Consider the following 19,316-nt stretch of genomic DNA (forward strand, 5'->3'; position numbering starts at 1 on the left):
ATTTCGCCCTCGAATCAAGGGCGCAATTCCCGCTTTGACGGTGATATTTCCCAGCAATCGTCACCAAGGACAGCGTCATGATCCCAGATACCGCCGGACCGCATGCGTCGCGCCGCACAATGCTGGGGATCGCGTGCGGAATGGGGGCGGGGGCGCTGTGGGGGCTGGTGTTCCTCGCGCCGGCGCTTGCGCATGATTTCAGCCCGATCCAGCTCACGATCGGTCGCTATGTCTTCTACGGCCTTTTTTCCGCGGCGATCATGGCGCCGCGCTGGCGCCGCACCGTCGCGCAGGCGACGCGCAGCGACTGGCTGGCGCTCGGCTGGCTGGGGCTTTGCGGCAACATCCTCTATTATATCCTGCTGTCCGGCGCGGTGCAGCTCGGCGGGATCGCGATGACGTCGCTCGTCATCGGCTTCCTTCCGGTTGCAGTCACCCTGGTCGGAAGCTGCGATCATGGCGCGGTTCCACTCGTCCGGCTGTGGCCGTCGCTGCTGCTGTCGGTCGCTGGCGTGCTGTGCATCGGCTGGCAGGCGGTCGCCGCGCCTGCGACGGGTTCGACCGGCCGACAGCTCCTCGGGCTCGCGTGCGCCGGCGGCGCGCTGCTCAGCTGGGTCGTGTTCGCGGTGGGGAACAGCCGCGCGCTGAACCGCCTGGACCATATCGGCGCGCACGACTGGAACCTGCTGATGGGGATCGTCACCGGTTCGCTGTCGCTGCTGCTGATCCCCTGGTCGCTGGCGTTCGACGGCGAACCGCATGCGATGCTCGACTGGGCGCGGCTCGCTGGCGTGTCGATGGGCGTCGCGCTGCTCGCGTCGATCCTCGGCAATCTGCTGTGGAACCGGATGAGCCGGCTGCTGCCGCTGACCCTCGTCGGGCAGATGATCCTCTTCGAGACGCTGTTCGCTCTCCTATACGGTTTCCTGTGGGAAGCACGCCTGCCCACCGGGCTTGAAGCGGCCGCTTTCGTGCTGGTCGTCGCCAGCGTGCTGTCGTGCATCGCCGCGCACAGGGAGCCGGCGGCGCCCGAAGCGATCCAGCCGGCCTGACCGGAGCGGGCGGGCGGGGGCTGCTCGTGCGCGCCGAGCCGCACCCTTGTCGAACGGGCCGGGCGATCCTAACCTTGCCGCCGAGCCGCCGATTCAACGGCGCGCAGGATGATGGAGAGATGTCTCGTGGCGAATGATCCGACCGGCGAACCCGTGGTGCCCCTCGACCCCAGCTGGCCGAAGATGTCGCTGGCCGATGCGACCGCGGCGCTGACCGCGCCGGGCGCTCCGTTCGAGATGGAGGTGGTGCCGATCCGCGGCATTGCGACGCGGGTGTGGAAGAATGCGCCGCACGATCTGGGCGAACTGCTCGACCTGTCGCGCGTGCACGGGGAGCGGCCGTTCACGATCCTCGACGACGAGCGGATCAGCTATGCGGCGAACTGGCGCGCGACCGCGGCCTTCGCGCGGGCGCTGCAGGCGATGGGCGTCGGCCCGGGCGACCGGGTCGCCTTCGCGATGCGCAACCTGCCCGAATGGCCGATGGTCTTTTTCGCCATCACCACGATCGGCGCGATCGCGGTGCCGCTCAACGCCTGGTGGACCGGCGCCGAACTGGCCTATGGCATTCGCGATTCGGGATCGAAGATCGTGATCGTCGATGGCGAGCGCTACGAGCGGCTGCGCGAGCATCGCGCGATGCTGCCCGACGTCGAACAGTGGATCGTCGCGCGCGGCGCGGGGCCGATCGCCGATACGACGGCGCTGGAGGAGATCGTCGGCGCTCCGGCAAGCTGGGCCGCTCTGCCCGGCGACGATCGCCCGCGCGTCGCGATCGACAGCGACGATGCGGCGGCGATCTTCTATACCAGCGGCACGACGGGGCAGCCCAAGGGAGCGCTCGGCACGCATCGCAACATGATGACCAACATCCTCTCGGGCGCTTTTTCGGGAGCGCGCAGCTTCCTGCGCCGCGGCGAGACGTTGCCGGAGCCCCAGCCGCGCACGATCTTGACGGTGATCCCGATGTTCCACGTTACCGCCTGTTCGGCCATGCTGATGGGCGCGATGGCGGCGGGTAACACGACCATCTTCATGCGCAAATGGGACGCGGTGCGCGCGATGGAGATCATCGAGCGCGAGCAGGTCAACGTCACCGGCGGTGTCCCGACGATCGCCTGGCAGCTCATCGAGCATCCCGACCGCGCGAATTACGATCTCTCGTCGCTCGAGGCGATCGCCTATGGCGGCGCGCCGTCGGCGCCCGAACTGGTGCGGCGCATCTATGAGGAGTTCGGCGCGCTGCCCGGCAACGGCTGGGGAATGACCGAGACGATGGCGACGGTGACCTCGCACGGGGCGGAGGATTATCTGAACCGCCCGGCGAGCGCGGGGCCGCCGGTCGCGGTCGCCGACCTCGAAATCCGCGCCGAAGACGGCGTTACGGTGCTGCCGGTCGGCACGGTCGGCGAGCTGTGGGCGCGCGGGCCGATGATCGTGATGGGGTATTGGAACAAGCCAGAGGCAACCGCCGAGACCTTCGTCGACGGCTGGGTGCGCACCGGCGACCTCGCGCGGCTCGACGAGGAGGGCTTCGTCTATATCGTCGACCGCGCGAAGGACATGGTGCTGCGCGGCGGCGAGAATATCTATTCGTCGGAGGTCGAGAATGTGCTGTACGACCATCCGGCGGTGACCGACTGTGCGGTAATCGGCATTCCGCACCGTACGCTGGGCGAGGAGCCCGCGGCGATCGTGCATCTCGCGCCCGGCACGACGGCGACCGAGGTCGAACTGCAGGATTGGGTGCGTGCCCGGCTCGCGGCGTTCAAGGTGCCGGTCGCGATCCGCTTCGCCGCCGACACGCTGCCGCGCAACGCCAACGGCAAGATATTGAAGAAGGATCTGAAAGCGCTGTTCGCCGACCGCGAGAGCGCCGCCGCCTGAGCGGCGTCAGTTCGGCACTTCAGAACAATCCGGGCAGTTCGCGCTGTGCCGTGGTCGGCCGGGCTGGGGCGAGCATCTCGGTCGGTTCGCGCACCGCGGCGATGCTGCGCGTCGTCGATGCGCTGAGCCCGGTGATCGGCGCGCCGCAGCTTCGCCCGGCTAGGAAATCGATCGCTGCGCGAACCGACGCCTCGCGCGGGTCGCCGAGCGGCAGGTCGAGATCGTCCGCGGCCGCGCAGCTGTTCGCGATCCGGGGCGCCAGCCCGCCGAAATAATCGCCGGCCCCCGCCGCATTACCGGTCGCGAAGGCGATCACGCGCAAGCGGTCGTCGCACTCGGGGCGGTCGAGCGCGATCTGCCCGACCGGCTTGCCATAGGTGTTGCCGCCGACCAGCGTCATGTTGGTGCCGAGCCACGGCAGCATGCCGTTGATGACGAGTTCGCTCGCCGAGGCGGTCGACCCGGTGCCGATGAAGGCGATGCGCGTCGGCGCGATTGCCTGGGCCTGTGCGGTGAAGAAATGCCGTTCGTCCTTCGATGCCTTTTCCGGGCGGAACCGTGTCTGCGAAAAAATCTCGCTCGCGTTGCGGTCGCGGCCCAGCAGGTCGCCGAACAGTTCGGCGGTCGAAACCAGCCCGCCGCCGTTGTAGCGCAGGTCGACGACGATGTCGGTCACGCCCCGGTCGCGGAAGGTCTGGAACGCGTCGCGAAGCTGCTGGTCGGCCGAGCGGATGAAGGTGCGCAGATTGACGTAGCCATAGCTACGCCCGCCCTCGCTGATGACCTTGGCGCCATAGCGGTCGGACACCGGGTCGATGTCATATTCGGCCTTGGTCACGCGCACGTCGCGCGTGTCGGAGGCGTCGGTGACGCGCAGCACGCGCGTCACGCCGGCTTCGTCGGGACCGAGCGCGGCGATGATCGCGTCGGTGCCGCCCGCGGCGGCGAGCGACGACAGCGTGCGCATCGAATCGGCGCTGGTGCCGATCGCCGATATGCGCGCGCCCCGGTCGATTCCCGCCGCCAGCGCCGGCGCACCCTCATAGGCTTCGGCGATGACGATGCGCTGCGCATAGGGATCGTAGGCGAGCCGCAATCCGAATCCCGCACTCGCGCCGCGTGCGTAGAAGGCCGTCTCCTCGGCGATCGAGGTAATGTAGGTGAAATAGCGATCCTTGCCGAGCGCGCGCGCCGGCGCGGTGAGTGCGTCGATATAGGATTGGACGTCGGCGTACCGCGCCGGATCGGCGTTACGCGCCATGTCGCCGGGGAACAGATACCATTCGTCGAGCACGGCCTTTGCGAACCCCTGGCGCGCCGAAAGGGTGCAACTCGCGGTCGGCGCCGGGGTGGGCGATGGTGTCGGCGTCACCGTGACCGGCGGTGCGCCGGTTCCGCCGCCGCCACCTCCGCCGCCGCACGCGGCCAGCATCAGCGCCGCCAGCACGACCGAAGCCCCCGATGCCCCTGTCCGCTTCATGCCGTCCCCCCGCCTTCGTTCAAGGCATCTCGTCTTCGCTTGCCCCGGCGCCTTCCCGGCCCTTGAAGCCCTGTGCGACGACATAGAGTTCGGGCGATCCCTTGCGGCTGGCCGGCGGCTTGGCGTGCTTCACCGTGGCGAAATTCCGCTTGAGGATGGTCAGCAGCTCGCGGTCGGCGCCGCCCGCGAAAACTTTCGCGACAAAGGCGCCGCCGGGCTGCAGCGTCTGCACCGCGAAATCGGCGGCGGTTTCGGCGAGCGCGATGGTGCGCAGATGGTCGGTCTGGGGATGGCCGACGGTGTTCGCCGCCATATCGGAGATGACGAGATCGGGGGCGCTGCCCAGCGCCTCGATCAGTGCGTCGGGGGCGGTGTCGTCCATGAAATCCATCTCGAGGATCGCGACCCCTTCGATGGGCTCGCAGGCGAGCAGGTCGATCCCGACAACGCGCGCGCGCGGGTTGGTCTTGCGCACGACCTGCGACCAGCCACCCGGCGTGATGCCGAGGTCGACGACCGCGCGCGCCTTTTTCAGGAAGCCGAATTTCTCGTCGAGCTCGATCAGCTTGTAAGCGGCGCGCGAGCGATAGCCCTCCGCCTGCGCGCGGCGGACATAGGGATCGTTGAGTTGGCGCTGCAGCCAGCGCGTCGACGATGCGGTGCGCCGCCGCGCGGTCTTCACCCGCTCGTGCAGGCCGCCGCGTCCGCTGCCGCCCCCGGCGCCCCCGCCTTTGCGATGCGGGCCGCTCACCGGCGATGCTCGCGGCGCGTCACCGGTACGTCGCGGCCCTGCACCGCCAGCGTGCGCAATATCCCCTCGCGGATACCGCGGTCGGCGACGCCGACGCGCGCGGCGGGCCACAGGTCGATGATGCTTTCGAGGATCGCGCAGCCCGCCACGACCAGGTCGGCGCGCTCGCGCCCGATGCAGGCGATCTCCGCGCGGTCGGCGAGGCTTGCCTCGGCGAGGCGGTGGCTGATGTCGCGCATCGATCTGGTGGGAACGATCAGCCCGTCGACCGCACGCCGGTCGTAGCGCGGCAGGTCGAGGAAGACGCTGGCGAGCGTCGTCACGGTGCCGCTGGTACCGAGCAGGCGCAGCGGCTGGCCCGCGAATCGCTGCGCGCGATCGGCGAAGGCGGCGAAGGCGGCGCGCGTTACCTCGCGCATCTGCGCATAGCTTGCGCGCCGCGCCGGCAGGTCGTCGGTCGTCGTCGCGGCATGCTCGGTCAGCGACACGACGCCCCACGGCACGCTCACCCAGTCGTGGATCGCGACGTCGTGACCGTTCACCTCGACCTGCATCAACTCGGTCGATCCGCCGCCGATGTCGAAGATCAGCGCCGGCCCGTCGCCGGGCTCCATCAGATTGTGGCAGCCGAGCACCGCGAGCCGCGCCTCTTCGGCGGCCGAGATCACGTCGAGCACGATGCCCGTCTCGCGCCGCACCCGGTCGACCAGTTCGTCGCAATTGGATGCGCGGCGGCAGGCTTCGGTCGCGACGGCGCGCGACAGCGCGACATGGCGGCGGCGCAGCTTGTCGGCGCAGACGGCGAGCGCGGCGACCGCGCGGTCGATTGCCGCCGCGCCGATTCGGCCGCTGCCGTGCAGACCCTCGCCCAGCCGCACGATCCGTGAAAAGGCATCGATGACGACGAGTTCGCCGTCCTGCGGCCGCGCGATCAGCAGGCGGCAGTTGTTGGTGCCGAGGTCGATGGCGCCATAGCTTTTCGGTCGCGTGAATGCGAAGGGGCGAGGTAGGGAACCGCCCTTTCGTCTGTCCGTCGCCACCGCTGCTCCGGGCCGCGGCGGCTGCCCTGTTGGCGCTGCCATTTGCCGCATGGCTATGATTACCTGTCTCAATTCACGCGCCCGCAGGACCGCGGACGTGCACTTGGCATCGAGACTAGGCGCGCCCTGCGGCGATGGCAAGCCGCATCGCCTCGCTTCCCCATCCCCATTCGGCGCAAGCAAAACCCCGCCCGGCGCAAACCGGACGGGGCAGGAGGGAAGAGCATTTTCGTTGGGGGTCGGGTCTGCCTTCTTAACGGCAGCCGTCATTCCCCTTGTCGATCGCGCGGCCCGCGATGGCGCCGACGGCGCCGCCGATGATCGCGCCGACGGTGCGGTCGCCGCGGCCGGCGATCTCGTGGCCGGCGAGCCCGCCGGCGATGGCGCCGATCACCGTGCCGCCGGTGCCGTTGTCGCACTGGCGATAATTGCGACGGTCATAGCGCTGGTTGTAATAGCGCCGGTCGTTCCGATAATCGCGGCGGTCCGAGCGATCGTAGCGCCGGTTGTCGCGATGGCCCGCATAATAGGTCGAATAGCCGTCGCGGTCGTAATAGCCGTTCTGCGCCGCGGCCGGAGTCGCCAGGCCCAGGGTCGCAGTGGACATCAGGGCGGCGAGGGAGAGCGTCATCATCTTTTTCATCTCTTGTCTCCTTCTTTCGTCTTGGGCCCTTGCCGGGCGGTGGGTCGATGATGCGGTTTTGCCCGATTCGGTTTGAGCGAAGCCTGAACATGGCTGTCGGCTGGCGTTCAGCTTCGATGCGCGGCTTTCCTTTCCCGCGTCGCGGCCCTACGCCCGGCGGCGATGCGCCGCCGCCTGCTCTTCGCCCTGCTGATCTTCCTTGCCGTCGGCCCCGTTCTGGGGACGGCCTTTCGCTTTCCGGTCGATAACTTCACCCAAAGCATCGTCGCGCGCCCGCTCGACGGCGCGCCGGGTCGGACCGGGGCGCTCCGCTTCGTGCGCGGCTGGCATCTGGTCAGCCCGAACAGCCGCTTCGGCGGCTTCTCCGCGCTCGCCCGGGTGGGGCCGGGCCGCTTCCAGCTCGTCAGCGACGCCGGCGGCTGGACACGCCTGACGCTGCACCCCGACGGCCGCGTGACCAATGTGCGCATCGGTCTGTTGCCGACGCTGGAGGGCGGATCGGGGCGCAAGTCGCTGGTCGATGCCGAGGCGATGGCGATCGATCCGGCAAGCGGCGCGAGTTGGATCGCATTCGAGGGCGTCAACGAGATCCGGCGATACGATCCGGCGCTGTCGCGGATCGAATCGCGCCGGACGCTGCCGCAGCCCGCCTGGCCGGGCAATGGCGGGCCGGAAGCGATGGCACGGCTGGCCGACGGGCGCACTATCGTCTTTTCGGAAGATGCCGACGATGATCCGCGCGGCCGCGAGGCGCTGCTCTACGCCACCGATCCGGCGGCGCCGGGCCCGCCGCCGCTGCGTTTCTTCTACGATGCACAGGCCAAGGGATCGGTCAGCGACGCGGCGCCGCTTCCCGACGGGCGCGTCCTGCTCGTCCATCGCAGGCTCGGCCTGTTGCCGGTCTTCACGACGATCCTCGCCGTGGTCGATCCCGCCGACATCGGCTCCGATACGGTCGTCCGGTCGCGCACCATCGGCCGCGTTCCGCGCGCGATCGCCGACAATTTCGAAGGCGCGGCGGTTTCGGTCGAGCGCGGGCGCACCTATGTCTGGCTGGTGTCCGACGACAATTTCACCAGCTGGCAGCGCAGCTTGTTGCTGCAATTCGAACTCGTCGGGCTGCCGCCGCGCACTGCGGACAGCAAAAAGGCGGCGCCGTAACCGGGCCGCCTGATTGCGTCGGCGATGGAAAGGCGGTCAGGCGGCCGTTTCGGCCAGCTTCTTCGCCACTTCCTTCTTCACCTTGCGGGCGTTGGCCGAAAGCAGGTCGTCGCCGGTCTTCATCAGCCAGTTGTCGAGGCCGCCGTTGTGCTCGACCGAACGCAGGCCGTGCGTCGAGACGCGCAGCTTGACGCCGCGACCCAGCGCTTCCGACAACAGCGTCACATTCTGCAGATTGGGCAGGAAGGTGCGCTTGGTCTTGTTGTTGGCGTGGCTGACATTGTGGCCCACCTGGCGGCCCTTGCCGGTCAGTTCGCAAATGCGCGACATCGTCTTCGTCCTCACAAAATCTGGGCGGCGCGCCGGTTGGCGCGACAAGCGCCAAGGAAACCGGATCGGCCGGGAAAGGCGCGCGCTTATCCGCTTGCCGGAGATTCGTCAAGCGATTAGCGGGAAAGCCATGGCCTGTTTCCCACTTCCCGACCCGATGCGCCGCGCGCTCGATCTGGCGCGAATCGCCGCCGAATGGGGCGAGGTGCCGGTCGGCGCCGTCATCGTCAAGGACGGCGCGATCATTGCCGAAGGGCACAACCGTCCGCGCGAATCGCACGATCCCACCGCGCACGCCGAAATCGTCGCGATTCGCGCCGCGGCGACCAAGCTCGGCAACGAGCGGCTCGACGGCTGCGACCTCTATGTGACGCTGGAGCCCTGCGCGATGTGTGCGGGCGCGATCGCCCATGCACGGATCGCGCGGCTCTATTACGGCGCCGACGATGCGAAGGGCGGCGCGGTCGCGCATGGCGCGCTCGTCTTTTCGCAGCCGACGGTCCATCACCGCCCCGAAATCTACGACGGCATCGGCGCGGGCGAGGCGGCGGTGCTGCTCCGCGATTTCTTCGCCGCGCGCCGTTGAAAAGCGCGCGGAGGCTCGAGCTCAGACCTCCAGCATCCGGTCGACCCATGTCGGCACCAGCCGCGTTGCCGGACCGTGCCGCGCCTCGGCGAACCAATGGCTGCCCTCGCTCGGCTCCATGTTGAGTTCGAGCGTGCGTGCGCCCGACTGGCGCGCTTCGCGGACGAAACCCGCGGCGGGATAGACCGCGCCCGAGGTGCCGATCGACACGAACAGGTCGGCCCGGTTCAGCGCGCGATAGATGTCGTCCATCCGATAGGGCATCTCGCCGAACCATACGACGTCGGGGCGCAGATGGCCGGCCACGCCGCATGCGGGGCAGGGGGGGCGGTCGATCAGCGGCCCGGTCCAGCGGCTGCGCGTGTCGCATGCGGTGCACCAGGCGTTCAGATGCTCGCCGTGCATGTGGACCAGCCGCCGGGCGCCGGCGCGTTCGTGCAGGTCGTCGACATTCTGGGTGACGATCAGCAGGTCGCCGGGCCAGTAGGCGTCGAGCCGCGCCAGCGCCTCGTGCGCCGCGTTCGGGACCTTGGTCTGGATCGCCTCGCGCCGCGCGTCGTAGAAGCGGTGGACGAGGTCGGGATCGCGCGCGAAAGCCTCGGGCGTCGCGACGTCCTCGACCCGATGCTGCTCCCACAACCCGCCCGCGTCGCGGAAGGTGTCGATGCCGCTTTCGGCCGAAACCCCGGCGCCGGTCAGGATCACGATATTCTGGATGGGAGTCATGTTATCCTTGCTTCGTCCCCCCGAACGTGATTCGGGGTCCATTCTCGCTACGCGGGTGCGAATGGATGCTGAACCGGATTTCAGCATGACGGGGACGGGAAAGGCAAGGCATGACCAGCATCGGGATCGTCGGCAGCCAGGGGCGGATGGGCGTCGCGCTCGCCGCCGCAGCAGCGGAAGCGGGGCATGGACATTGCGGCATCGACAAGGGCGGCAATATCGCGAAACTGGCGGCAAGCGCCGACGTGCTCGTCGATTTCTCCTCGCCCGCCGCGCTCGAGGCGACGCTCGACGCCTGCGTGGCGGCGAAGAAGCCGATCGTCATCGGCACGACGGGGCTCGAGGAGCGGCATCATTATCTGATCGACGAAGCGGCGCGCGACATCGCGGTGCTCCAGACCGGCAATACGTCGCTCGGCGTCACCCTGCTCGCGCATCTGGTGCGCGAGGCAGCGGCGCGACTCGACCCCGAATGGGATATCGAAATCCTCGAAATGCATCATCGGAACAAGGTCGACGCGCCGAGCGGCACCGCGCTGCTGCTCGGGCAGGCGGCGGCCGAGGGGCGCCGCATCGATCTCGTCCGCTGCTCGGAGTGCGGCCGCGACGGTGTCACCGGCGCGCGCGGGCACGGCAAGATCGGTTTCGCCAGCCTGCGCGGCGGTACCGTCGCCGGCGACCATGACGTCATCTTCGCGGGTCCCGAGGAGATGATCACCCTGTCGCACCGCGCCGAGAATCGCATGATCTTCGCGCGCGGCGCGGTGAAGGCGGCGCTGTGGCTGATCCACCAGAAGTCCGGGCGCTACACGATGCCGCAGGTGATCGGGCTGTCCTGACCCGCGATGACGAAAGCCGACATCTTCGAATTTTTCCGCCGCCTGGCCGAGCTCAATCCCGATCCGCAGACCGAGCTGGCGTTCGGCAACACCTATCAGCTGCTCGTCGCCGTCGTGCTCTCGGCGCAGGCGACCGACGTCGGGGTGAACAAGGCGACGCGGGGGCTGTTCGAGACGGTGAAGACGCCGCAGCAGATGCTCGACCTCGGCGAAGACGGGCTGAAGCGGCACATCCGTACGATCGGGCTGTTCAATGCCAAGGCGAAGAATGTCATCGCGCTGTCCGAAATCCTCGTCCGCGACCATGGCGGCGAGGTGCCCGCCGACCGCGATGCGCTGGTCGCGCTTCCGGGAGTCGGGCGCAAGACCGCCAATGTCGTGATGAACTGCGCGTTCGGTGCGGAAACCTTCGCGGTCGACACGCACATCTTCCGCGTCGGCAACCGCACCGGGCTCGCGCCGGGCAAGACGGTGCTCGTGGTCGAAAAGCAGCTCGAACGCAAGGTGCCGGCGCCGTTCCGCGTCGGCGCGCACCACTGGCTGATCCTGCACGGCCGCTATATCTGCAAGGCGCGGACGCCCGAATGCTGGCGCTGCCCGGTCGCCGACCTGTGCCGCTACAAGCCCAAGACGCCGGCGCCGAACGCGAAGAAAGCAGCCTGACCCGAAGATTCTGCTCGCCATGAACTTGTCGAAGGCCCGTTCTTCCGCCAGCATGGCAGCCGGGACAGGGCTTCCATAGGCTCGGTCCGAACGGATCAGAATAACTCGCTAAAGGGGTCGATCACATGCGTTTTGCTTCCATCTTTCTGGCCTCCGCCGCCCTGCTGGCCGCGGCGCCCGTCCACGCCAAGCCCGCCGATCCCACGGCGGCGAAGGCGATCCTGACGGACAGCATCGCGATTCCGACCGTCGCCGGACGCGGCAAGGTCCCCGAACTGGCGGCCTATTATGCCGGGGTGCTCAAGGCGGCGGGCTTTGCCGACGGCGATATCGTCATCACTCCGATGGGCGAGACCGCTACCTTCGCCGCGACGCTGAAGGGCACGACCGACGCGAAACCCATCCTGCTGCTGGGCCATATGGACGTCGTCGAGGCCGATCCCAAGGACTGGGTACGCGACCCCTTCGTGCCGGTGGAGGAAGGCGGCTATATCTTCGGGCGCGGATCGGAGGACAATAAGTTCGACGTTGCGATGATGGTCGCGACGCTCGCGCAGCTCAAGAAGGACGGGTTCCGGCCGAAGCGCTCGATCATCCTGCTGCTGTCAGGCGACGAGGAAACCGCGATGGACACGACACGCGCGCTCGCCGCGGCCTACAAGGGGGCGGAATTCGCGCTCAACGGCGACGGCGGCGGCGGGCTGATCGGAGAGGATGGCAAGGCCCGATATTACGGTCTGCAGGCGGGCGAGAAGACCTATGCCGACTATGTGCTCGAAGTGACCAATCCCGGCGGGCACAGCTCGCGCCCCGGCGCGGTCAACGCGATCGTCCAGCTGTCCGAAGCGCTGGCGAAGATCGGCGCCTATCGCTTCGCGCCGCAGCAGAACGAACTGACGAAAGCGGGGATGCAGATCGTCGCCGACCAGGTCGGCGGCGCCATCGGCGCGGCGCTCAAGGCCTTCGCCGCCAACCCCGCGGATGCCGGGGCGGTCGCGGCGATCCGCGCCGACCCCGAATATGTCGGCCAGATCGGCACGACCTGCGTGCCGACCCTGATCAAGGGTGGCCATGCCGAGAATGCGCTGCCGCAAAGGGCGACGGCGAACGTCAATTGCCGCATCTTTCCGGGCGTGAGTATCGAGGCGGTGCGTGCCGAACTGGAAAAGGTCGTCGCCGATCCCGCGATCAAGGTGAACACCGACCCCGATGCCACCGCGAGCGACGCCTCGCCGCTGCGCCCCGATGTCGTGGCGGCGGTGACGAAAGCGGTGCACGCGCGCTACCCCGGGCTGCCGATCATCCCGTCGATGAGCGCGGGCGCGACCGACAGCCTGCATTTTCGCGCGCAAGGCGTTCCCAGCTATGGCGTCGCGGGGCTGTTCAGCAAGGCGAGCGACAGCTTCGCGCACGGCCTCGACGAGCGCGCGCCGGTCGATGCGATCCCCGGCGCGCTGGCGCATTGGGACAGCCTGCTGCGCGACCTGTCGAAATAGAGCGTGATCACCTTGGATTGAAAATGTCGGATACTTCCGTACTGGCGGGAGCCCGGAGTGGGAAGAGCCGAGGTCGGCACCGGCCCGCTCCGGGTTCCGGCCTAGGGGCCGATCGGCAACTATCCCTTTCCGGCAAGGGCCGTTCCCCGGCGAAAGCCGGGGTCCGGATGGCGTAGTCTGCCCCGCGCGGACCCCGGCTTTCGCCGGGGAACGGGACCTTACCTGCCTGAGGAGCATATATGCAGGGGTCTCTTCGCTCGCCGTCGGGCGGGCGAAGAGCGGGTGGCAAATCTCCGTCGTCGGGTCCAATATGGGGGAAGGGGGGCAGCGGCTGGAGCGAAGATGGGCGAGAGGCTTTCCACCGTGATCGTCGGCGGCGGTCCGGCCGGCATGGTCGCCGGGCTGCTGCTCGCGCGCGCCGGCGTTCGCGTGACGGTGCTCGAAAAGCATCGGGATTTTCTGCGCGACTTCCGCGGCGACACGGTGCATCCGTCGACGCTCGACCTGTTCCGCCAGATCGGGCTGCTCGACGAGTTGCTTGCCCTGCCGCATGCGCGGTTCGACACCGCGACGCTCGACCTGCTCGGCCGCCGCTATACGATCGCGACCCTCCGGCATTTGCCGGTCGCGGCGCCCTATATCGCGATGATGCCGCAATGGGACCTGCTCGATTTCATCGCGCGGCAGGCGCGGCGCTATCCGACCTTCGACCTGCGGATGACAACCGAAGCGGTCGCGCCGGTACTCGACGCCGCGGGCCGCGTCGCAGGCGTGTCGCTGGCGAGCGGCGAGGCGCTGCCTGCGCGGCTCGTCATCGCCGCCGACGGCCGTCGCTCGGTGCTGCGCGAGGCAGCCGGCCTGCCGCGCGAGGACCTCGGCGCGCCGATGGACGTGCTCTGGTTCCGCGTCCCGATGCCCGAAGGCGGCGCGCCCGCCGACGTCCCGCTCGGCTCGATCGGCCGGCGCGGCATGGTCGTCGCCATCCCGCGGACCGGCTATTGGCAATGCGCTCGGATCATCGAGAAGGACGGCTTTCCGGCAATCGCGGCGCGGGGGATCGACGCCTTCCGCGCCGACGTCGTCGCGCTCGCGCCGGGACTGGCCGCCGGAATCGACGCCATCGCCGGCTTCGACGACGTCAAACTGCTGTCGGTCGCGCTCGACCGCCTCACCCTCTGGTCGCGGCCGGGGCTGCTCGCGATCGGCGACGCCGCGCATGCGATGTCGCCGGTCGGCGGCGTCGGCATCAATCTCGCGGTACAGGATGCGGTCGCTGCGGCAAATGTCCTGGCCGCCCCGCTGGCACGCGGCGACGACCCCGACCCGCTGCTGCCGCGCGTGCAGGCGCGGCGCTGGACGCCGACCGTGCGGATGCAGGCGATCCAGCGTATCGCGCACGACCGCGTGATCCTGCCGGTGCTGCGCGGCGAGGTCGACCATGTGCCCTTCGCCGTGAAGCTGCTCGACCGCGTCCCGCTGCTTCGCCGCATCCCCGGCCGCATCCTCGGTCTCGGCTTCGGGCGCGAGCATGTCGAATCGCCGCTGGCCGGGGCCGGGCGATGACCTCATCCTACGACGCGCTGATCATCGGCGCCGGGCACAACGGCCTCGTCTGCGCCTTCTATCTTGCGCGCGCGGGGTTGAAGGTGCGGATCGTCGAGGCGCGCGACGTCGTCGGCGGCGCCGCGGTGACGGAGGAATTCGCGCCGGGCTTCCGCAACTCGGTCGCGAGCTATACGGTCAGCCTGCTTCAGCCGAAGGTGATCGCCGACATGGCGTTGGCCGAGCACGGCTATCGCGTGATCGAGCGCCCGATCAGCAATTTCCTGCCGCAGCCGGGCGGCGGCTATCTGAAGCTCGGCGGCGGGATCGCGCGCACGCAGGCCGAATTCCGCAAGTTCAGTTCGCGCGATGCCGAGGCTCTGCCTGCCTATTATGCCGCGCTCGAACGGGTCGCCGACCTGCTCCGCGACCTTGCGCTGCGCGTGCCGCCCAATGTCGGCGAAGGGATGCGGACGTGGCTCGACGGCGTGCGGCAGGGGCAGCGCTTCGCGCGCCTCGACCTCGAAACGCAGCGCGACGTGCTCGACCTGTTCGCGCGGTCGGCGCGCACCGTCCTCGACGGCTGGTTCGAGAGCGAGGCGGTGAAGGCGGCCTTCGGCTTCGACGCGGTGGTCGGCAACTATGCCTCGCCCGACGCGCTCGGCAGCGCCTATGTCCTGCTCCACCATGTCTTCGGCGAGGTGAACGGGCGGAGGGGGGCATGGGGCCACAGCGTCGGCGGCATGGGCGCGATCACGCAGATCATGGCGCAGGTCTGCCGCGCCGCGGGGGTCGAGATCAGCCTCGAAAGCCCGGTCGCGCGGGTGCTCGTCGACGGGGAGCGGGCGGTCGGGGTGCGGCTGTTGGGGGGTGAGGAGATTGCCGCCGACCGCGTCGTCGCCAATGTCGGGCCGAAGCTGCTCTACGATCGCCTGATCGACGCCGCCGACCTTCCCGCCGATTTCCGGCGGCGGATCAGGGCGTTCAAGGTAGGAAGCGGCACCTTCCGGATGAACGTCGCACTGACCGGACTGCCGAAATTCACCTGTCTTCCCGAACCCGGCGAGCATCACCAGTCGGGAATCATTCTGGCACCGACGCTCGATTACATGGACCGTGCCTTCCTCGATGCGAAGCGCTACGGCTGGTCGAAGGCGCCGATCGTCGAGATGCTGATTCCGTCGACCGTCGACGACAGTCTCGCGCCCCCAGGCTACCATGTCGCGAGCCTGTTCTGCCAGCAATTCGCGCCCGAACTGCCCGATGGACGCGACTGGGATACGGAAGAAGGCGCGGCGGCCGACGCGATCCTCGACACGGTCGAGGCACACGCCCCCGGCTTTCGCGCCAGCATCGTCGCCCAGACACGGCTCAGCCCCAAAGGGCTCGAACGCCGGTTCGGCCTGGTCGGCGGCGACATCATGCACGGCGCGATGAGCCTCGACCAGCTATGGGCGGCGCGGCCGGTGCTCGGTCACGGCGGCTATCGCGGGCCGGTGAAGGGACTCTATATGTGCGGCGCGGGCACCCACCCCGGCGGCGGCGTCACCGGCGCGCCGGGGCATAATGCCGCGCACGTCATCCTGCGCGACCGCAGTCTGTTCGCGCCGCGCTGGCGCTGAGCGGGCGCGTTCAGCCCTTCGCCCGCGCCTTGGCGATCGCCTGCTTGAGCGCGGCAAAGCCGACCTGCCCCTGGAACAGCTGATCGCCGACGACCCAGGTCGGGGTGGCGTTGAGCTGGAGTTGGCTGGCGATGGCGAGGTTGCTGTCGAGTTCGCGCTGAAACAATGCCTCGTTCGCGGTCGCGTCGGCGCTGCCGTCGGTGACCACCCCAGCCCTGGACGCCGCCTCGGCGATCGCCGCAGGGGATAGCGAGGAGGCGGCGAACATCGCGTGGTGGAAGGCATCGTAGCGCCCCTGCCGCGCCGCGGCGAGCGCCATCAGCGCGGCGTCGCGGCTCTGCGGCGCGATGATCGGCAATTCGCGGAACACGACCTTCAGCCTCTTGTCCTCGCGGATCAGCCGGTCGACGTCGGGCACGCTCGCGCGGCAGAAGCCGCAGGCATAGTCGGTGAAGACGACCAGCGTGACGTCGCCGTCGGCATGTCCCGCCCAGGCGCCGGCATAGGGTTTTTCGAGCGCGGGGCGGATTGCGTCGATCGCCTTCGCGATCTCCTTGTCGCGCTGCGCCTCCAGCGCCTGCGGGATGAGGTGGGGGTTGGATTGGATGTAATTTGCGACGATCGTCTCAACCTCGCCCTTGCTGAGGCCGCCGCCGAAGCGCCCGCCGAGCCAGAAAGCCGCGGCGAGCAGCACGATCGCGGCGATGCCGCCCGCCAGCCATGCCCGTGTCGATCCGCCGTCCATTCCCGCTCCCCCGATATGCGGCATAGGCCCGGCCGCTAGCGCGCGCGGCGGCGGCGGCGAACGGTCGTCCACCTCGGCGACCGCGCCGGATTTCGTCTTCTTCGGCGCCGGCGCGACCGCGGGCTCGCCGGCGAACAGCGGCAGGTCGGGCGCCGCCGGCTTCGCCTCGGCGGCCTCGCGTGCGAGGAGCTGTTCGAGCCCCGAGGGCGGCGGAGCGGGCTCCTCGGGCGGGGAGGGGCGCAATTTGGTCGCGGCCTCGCCGATCCCTTCCTTGCCCGCCTTCGCGACCGATTCGAGTCCGGCGCGCGTCCGGTCCGCGACCTCGCCGAGCCCGTGTCCGGCCTTGCTCGACAGCTTCGCGACCCGGTCGCCGAGCGCGAGGCCGGCCCAGCCGCGCCGCCCGCCTTCGCGGCGGCGCGTCCGGCGCCCGCGGCCCCGCGGCCCACGGCGCGCGCCGCGCGGGCCGAGAGGGCGCCGCCCAGCCGCGCGAGCGCGCGGCTGCGGCGCGGAATCTCCATCGCCTCGACCTTCGCGGGAATATCGGCGCGCGCGCCGACCGCGATCGTCCAGTCGGCAAAGGCCTCGGCGCCCGTGCGCAGCCGTTGCCACGCGCCCTGCGCGCCCGCGCGTATCCGGTCGGGCTTCACCAGCGGCGCACGCGGCCGCTCCTCCGCCGCGGGATAGCGCGACAGGTCGATGCCGACCGGCGGCGACTCCTTCGGCTTGGCGAGCCCTCCGTCGTCGAGTCCCCCGCCGGCGCGCGGTGCGCCTTGCGGGCCCGGCGCCGGCCCCGGATCACGAAGCCAGGGCTGGTAATAATCTTCCTTGTTGTCCGTCACTTGCTGCCCTTGTGCATCACAGGATCGCGATGCCGTCCCGTCGTTTGCGCGAATCTAGCGCCGTTTGCGCGTTCGTTCCACCTCGGCGCGGGCGACCAGCGAAATATCCTGCGCCCGTATCCAGTCGGGCGAGCCTTGCGGCAGGCCCTGCATCGCGGTTTCGGCATTACGCAGCGCAAGCGATGCCTGTCCACCCTCGAGGCTGAATCGCTCCGCCGAGGCGAGCGCGGCGCGCGCCTGATCGCCCTTGCTCGCATAGACGATGCCGAGCTGGTACCAAGCGAAGGGATTTTCATTGTCGAGCGCGACCGCGGTCTTCAGCACCTTTTCGGCCTCGGGGTAATTGGCCGGATCCTCGGTCGCGATCAGCGCATGGCCGAGCAGCGCGGCGATCAGCGGCTGCGACCGCGAATTGGCGACCGCCTTGCGCAGCGCCGGGATCGCGTCGCGCGGGCGCCCCGATTCGAGCAGGATCTGGCCTTCGAGTTCGAGGAAATAGGGATCCTCGGGATCGGCGGCGATCAGCCCCTCGACTTCGGTCAGCGCCTTTTGCGGATAGGCGCTCTTGTGCCAGGCATAGGCGCGGGCATAGCGCGCGGGGACGCTGGTGTTGCTTTCGGGATAGAGGCGCAGCGTTTTCGCCGGTTCCGCGACGAATCCCACCAGTTTCGCCTTTACCCGCTCGAAACGCCGTTCGATCTGCGGGTCCGACGGCTTGTCCCACGCCGGATCGACGACATAGACCTCGCGCAGCGCCTGGATGCGGTCGCCCGACAGCGGGTGGGTGCGGCCATAGGCCTGGTCGTCGTCCTGCTTGATCGCATAGCGGAATTCGATGTTCTGCAGCCGCTTGAAGAAGGCGAGGCTGCCCTTGCCGCTGATCCCCGCCTTCGACAGATATTGCGCGCCCGCGGCGTCGGCGGTCGCTTCCTGCACGCGGCTGTAGGCGAGGAATTTGCCGAGCGCCGCCTGCTGGCCCGCCATCAATATTCCCATGCCCGCCTCGCCGCCGCCCGCGGCGATCGCCGCGGCGCCGAGCAGCAGGCTGACCAGCGAGATGCCGGTCGCGGCCTTGATGCCGTCGTTGGTGCGGATCGCGTGGCCGCCCATGACGTGGCCCAGTTCGTGCGCGAGCACGCCCTGCACCTCGTTGGCGCTGCCGGCCGCCTCGATCAGCCCGCTGAAGACATAGATGTCCTGGCTGCCCGCGACGAAGGCGTTGATACTGGGATCGCCGAGCATGTGGACGCGCACCTGGCCCGGGCGCAATCCCGCCGCGACGAGCAGCGGGTCCATCATGTCCTTCAGCAATGCCTCGGTCTCGGCGTCGCGCAGGATCGATTGCGCCATCGCCGGCCGCACCGCGACCGCGAGCATCGCCAGCAGCACCAGCAGGGCGCGCAGCAAGGAACGCGGGCCGGCGGCCCGGTGCGTGGCGTGCGGCAGGGTCATCGCTGCCTTGGTGGCGCCCCGCGCCTGAACATCGACTGAAGCCATGCAGGACTTATTGGGGCGCGGCGGACGGCGGCGCAAGATGCGCCGCACCGATTCCGCGGCGGGGCGTCGACCGCCCCGGCCGCGGAATCGGCATTGGGGGGCGGGCGGTGCCGATATCCGCCGACGAAAGTCGGTTGCCGGACGAGGACGCGCCAGAGCATGATGACTTTGGTTCGACCCGCTTCGTCATTGTGACCCCGGACCTGATCGGCGTTTATACCTTGGAGACAGGGACGCTGGTGATCCCCGGCGAAAGCCGGGGCCCATGCGAGGCAGGCGCACATAGCTGGACCCCGGCTTTCGCCGGGGAACGCTCACTTGTCGGATGGGGATAATTGCGGACCTGATCCGGGGAAAGCCATCCAGGGCGGTTTGCACTACCCTGGATTGCCGCGCGGCTTCGCCGCTCGCAATGAC

Annotated in this window: 18 protein-coding genes; 10 read left to right on the top strand and 8 right to left on the bottom strand. The window is 69.1% G+C overall.

Annotated features, from left to right (window positions below; genetic code table 11):
• Positions 1–77: 77 nt before the first annotated feature.
• Positions 78–1,052 (top strand): DMT family transporter, encoded by a 975-nt coding sequence (locus AC2S9W_RS05060; protein ID WP_076073506.1) that lies wholly within the window; start codon positions 78–80, stop codon positions 1,050–1,052.
• Between the two features lie 183 nt (positions 1,053–1,235).
• Entirely contained in the window at positions 1,236–2,939 is a 1,704-nt protein-coding gene (locus tag AC2S9W_RS05065; protein ID WP_420894044.1) for a class I adenylate-forming enzyme family protein, read from the top strand.
• Between the two features lie 19 nt (positions 2,940–2,958).
• On the opposite strand, the gene AC2S9W_RS05070 is transcribed toward AC2S9W_RS05065, so the two are convergent.
• The 4 genes from AC2S9W_RS05070 to AC2S9W_RS05085 form a co-directional block, all read right to left on the bottom strand.
• Positions 2,959–4,419, bottom strand: a complete 1,461-nt coding sequence (locus tag AC2S9W_RS05070) for a S41 family peptidase (protein WP_104960263.1) — start codon at positions 4,417–4,419, stop codon at positions 2,959–2,961.
• Between the two features lie 19 nt (positions 4,420–4,438).
• Positions 4,439–5,170: an RlmE family RNA methyltransferase gene (locus tag AC2S9W_RS05075; RefSeq protein ID WP_076073510.1), complete on the bottom strand. Its 732-nt coding sequence runs from the start codon at positions 5,168–5,170 to the stop codon at positions 4,439–4,441.
• A complete protein-coding gene (locus tag AC2S9W_RS05080) occupies positions 5,167–6,261 on the bottom strand; it encodes a Ppx/GppA phosphatase family protein (protein ID WP_076073512.1) in 1,095 nt (364 codons plus the stop codon). Before AC2S9W_RS05080 ends, AC2S9W_RS05075 begins: the two co-directional genes overlap by 4 nt.
• Before the next feature lie 202 nt (positions 6,262–6,463).
• A complete protein-coding gene (locus tag AC2S9W_RS05085) occupies positions 6,464–6,853 on the bottom strand; it encodes a glycine zipper 2TM domain-containing protein (RefSeq protein WP_104960264.1) in 390 nt (129 codons plus the stop codon).
• A 162-nt stretch (positions 6,854–7,015) separates the two neighbouring features.
• Between AC2S9W_RS05085 and AC2S9W_RS05090 the strand changes: the two genes are divergently transcribed.
• Positions 7,016–8,014 carry an esterase-like activity of phytase family protein gene (locus AC2S9W_RS05090; protein ID WP_076073514.1) on the top strand — a complete coding sequence of 333 codons (999 nt, stop codon included), beginning with the start codon at positions 7,016–7,018 and terminating at the stop codon, positions 8,012–8,014.
• 36 nt (positions 8,015–8,050) lie between these two features.
• Here AC2S9W_RS05090 and rpmB read toward each other — a convergent pair whose 3' ends face one another.
• Positions 8,051–8,344, bottom strand: coding sequence for a 50S ribosomal protein L28 (gene rpmB / locus AC2S9W_RS05095; protein WP_076073516.1), 294 nt, complete (start codon positions 8,342–8,344; stop codon positions 8,051–8,053).
• A 130-nt stretch (positions 8,345–8,474) separates the two neighbouring features.
• Between rpmB and tadA the strand changes: the two genes are divergently transcribed.
• Positions 8,475–8,930, top strand: a complete 456-nt coding sequence (gene tadA, locus AC2S9W_RS05100) for a tRNA adenosine(34) deaminase TadA (protein WP_076073518.1) — start codon at positions 8,475–8,477, stop codon at positions 8,928–8,930.
• A 21-nt stretch (positions 8,931–8,951) separates the two neighbouring features.
• On the opposite strand, the gene AC2S9W_RS05105 is transcribed toward tadA, so the two are convergent.
• On the bottom strand, positions 8,952–9,656 hold the full coding sequence (locus tag AC2S9W_RS05105) for an NAD-dependent deacylase (RefSeq protein WP_076073520.1): 705 nt from the start codon (positions 9,654–9,656) through the stop codon (positions 8,952–8,954).
• 110 nt (positions 9,657–9,766) lie between these two features.
• Between AC2S9W_RS05105 and dapB the strand changes: the two genes are divergently transcribed.
• The 5 genes from dapB to AC2S9W_RS05130 all read left to right on the top strand — a co-directional run bounded on the left by dapB (position 9,767) and on the right by AC2S9W_RS05130 (position 15,818).
• On the top strand, positions 9,767–10,495 hold the full coding sequence (dapB, locus tag AC2S9W_RS05110; RefSeq protein WP_212597913.1) for a 4-hydroxy-tetrahydrodipicolinate reductase: 729 nt from the start codon (positions 9,767–9,769) through the stop codon (positions 10,493–10,495).
• A 6-nt stretch (positions 10,496–10,501) separates the two neighbouring features.
• The gene (nth, locus tag AC2S9W_RS05115; protein WP_076073524.1) at positions 10,502–11,158 is read left to right on the top strand and encodes an endonuclease III; all 657 of its coding nucleotides are present in this window, start codon (positions 10,502–10,504) and stop codon (positions 11,156–11,158) included.
• Between the two features lie 125 nt (positions 11,159–11,283).
• Positions 11,284–12,654 carry a M20/M25/M40 family metallo-hydrolase gene (locus AC2S9W_RS05120; RefSeq protein WP_076073526.1) on the top strand — a complete coding sequence of 457 codons (1,371 nt, stop codon included), beginning with the start codon at positions 11,284–11,286 and terminating at the stop codon, positions 12,652–12,654.
• 342 nt (positions 12,655–12,996) lie between these two features.
• A complete protein-coding gene (locus AC2S9W_RS05125) occupies positions 12,997–14,217 on the top strand; it encodes an FAD-dependent oxidoreductase (protein WP_286750190.1) in 1,221 nt (406 codons plus the stop codon).
• Positions 14,214–15,818: a phytoene desaturase family protein gene (locus tag AC2S9W_RS05130; RefSeq protein WP_486571703.1), complete on the top strand. Its 1,605-nt coding sequence runs from the start codon at positions 14,214–14,216 to the stop codon at positions 15,816–15,818. Before AC2S9W_RS05125 ends, AC2S9W_RS05130 begins: the two co-directional genes overlap by 4 nt.
• 10 nt (positions 15,819–15,828) lie before the next feature.
• Here AC2S9W_RS05130 and AC2S9W_RS05135 read toward each other — a convergent pair whose 3' ends face one another.
• On the bottom strand, positions 15,829–16,806 hold the full coding sequence (locus tag AC2S9W_RS05135) for a DsbA family protein (protein WP_486571704.1): 978 nt from the start codon (positions 16,804–16,806) through the stop codon (positions 15,829–15,831).
• A gap of 90 nt (positions 16,807–16,896) precedes the next feature.
• Here AC2S9W_RS05135 and AC2S9W_RS05140 point away from each other — a divergent pair, with 90 nt between their 5' ends.
• The gene (locus AC2S9W_RS05140; protein WP_486571705.1) at positions 16,897–17,247 is read left to right on the top strand and encodes a hypothetical protein; all 351 of its coding nucleotides are present in this window, start codon (positions 16,897–16,899) and stop codon (positions 17,245–17,247) included.
• 209 nt (positions 17,248–17,456) lie between these two features.
• Here the strand turns inward: AC2S9W_RS05140 and AC2S9W_RS05145 are convergent, their stop codons facing one another.
• Positions 17,457–18,854, bottom strand: a complete 1,398-nt coding sequence (locus AC2S9W_RS05145) for a M48 family metalloprotease (RefSeq protein WP_486572058.1) — start codon at positions 18,852–18,854, stop codon at positions 17,457–17,459.
• Positions 18,855–19,316: the final 462 nt, after the last annotated feature.

This window comes from Sphingopyxis sp. 550B, assembly GCF_057401805.1.

Bases quoted from the DNA above. Each gene is read 5' to 3' on its own strand.
- AC2S9W_RS05060 (WP_076073506.1), top strand. From the start codon at position 78: ATGATCCCAGATACCGCCGGACCGCATGCGTCGCGCCGCACAATGCTG.
- AC2S9W_RS05065 (WP_420894044.1), top strand. From the start codon at position 1,236: ATGTCGCTGGCCGATGCGACCGCGGCGCTGACCGCGCCGGGCGCTCCG.
- AC2S9W_RS05070 (WP_104960263.1), bottom strand. From the start codon at position 4,419: ATGAAGCGGACAGGGGCATCGGGGGCTTCGGTCGTGCTGGCGGCGCTG.
- AC2S9W_RS05080 (WP_076073512.1), bottom strand. From the start codon at position 6,261: ATGCGGCAAATGGCAGCGCCAACAGGGCAGCCGCCGCGGCCCGGAGCA.
- AC2S9W_RS05085 (WP_104960264.1), bottom strand. From the start codon at position 6,853: ATGAAAAAGATGATGACGCTCTCCCTCGCCGCCCTGATGTCCACTGCG.
- AC2S9W_RS05090 (WP_076073514.1), top strand. From the start codon at position 7,016: ATGCGCCGCCGCCTGCTCTTCGCCCTGCTGATCTTCCTTGCCGTCGGC.
- rpmB (WP_076073516.1), bottom strand. From the start codon at position 8,344: ATGTCGCGCATTTGCGAACTGACCGGCAAGGGCCGCCAGGTGGGCCAC.
- tadA (WP_076073518.1), top strand. From the start codon at position 8,475: ATGGCCTGTTTCCCACTTCCCGACCCGATGCGCCGCGCGCTCGATCTG.
- AC2S9W_RS05105 (WP_076073520.1), bottom strand. From the start codon at position 9,656: ATGACTCCCATCCAGAATATCGTGATCCTGACCGGCGCCGGGGTTTCG.
- dapB (WP_212597913.1), top strand. From the start codon at position 9,767: ATGACCAGCATCGGGATCGTCGGCAGCCAGGGGCGGATGGGCGTCGCG.
- nth (WP_076073524.1), top strand. From the start codon at position 10,502: ATGACGAAAGCCGACATCTTCGAATTTTTCCGCCGCCTGGCCGAGCTC.
- AC2S9W_RS05120 (WP_076073526.1), top strand. From the start codon at position 11,284: ATGCGTTTTGCTTCCATCTTTCTGGCCTCCGCCGCCCTGCTGGCCGCG.
- AC2S9W_RS05125 (WP_286750190.1), top strand. From the start codon at position 12,997: ATGGGCGAGAGGCTTTCCACCGTGATCGTCGGCGGCGGTCCGGCCGGC.
- AC2S9W_RS05130 (WP_486571703.1), top strand. From the start codon at position 14,214: ATGACCTCATCCTACGACGCGCTGATCATCGGCGCCGGGCACAACGGC.
- AC2S9W_RS05145 (WP_486572058.1), bottom strand. From the start codon at position 18,854: ATGACCCTGCCGCACGCCACGCACCGGGCCGCCGGCCCGCGTTCCTTG.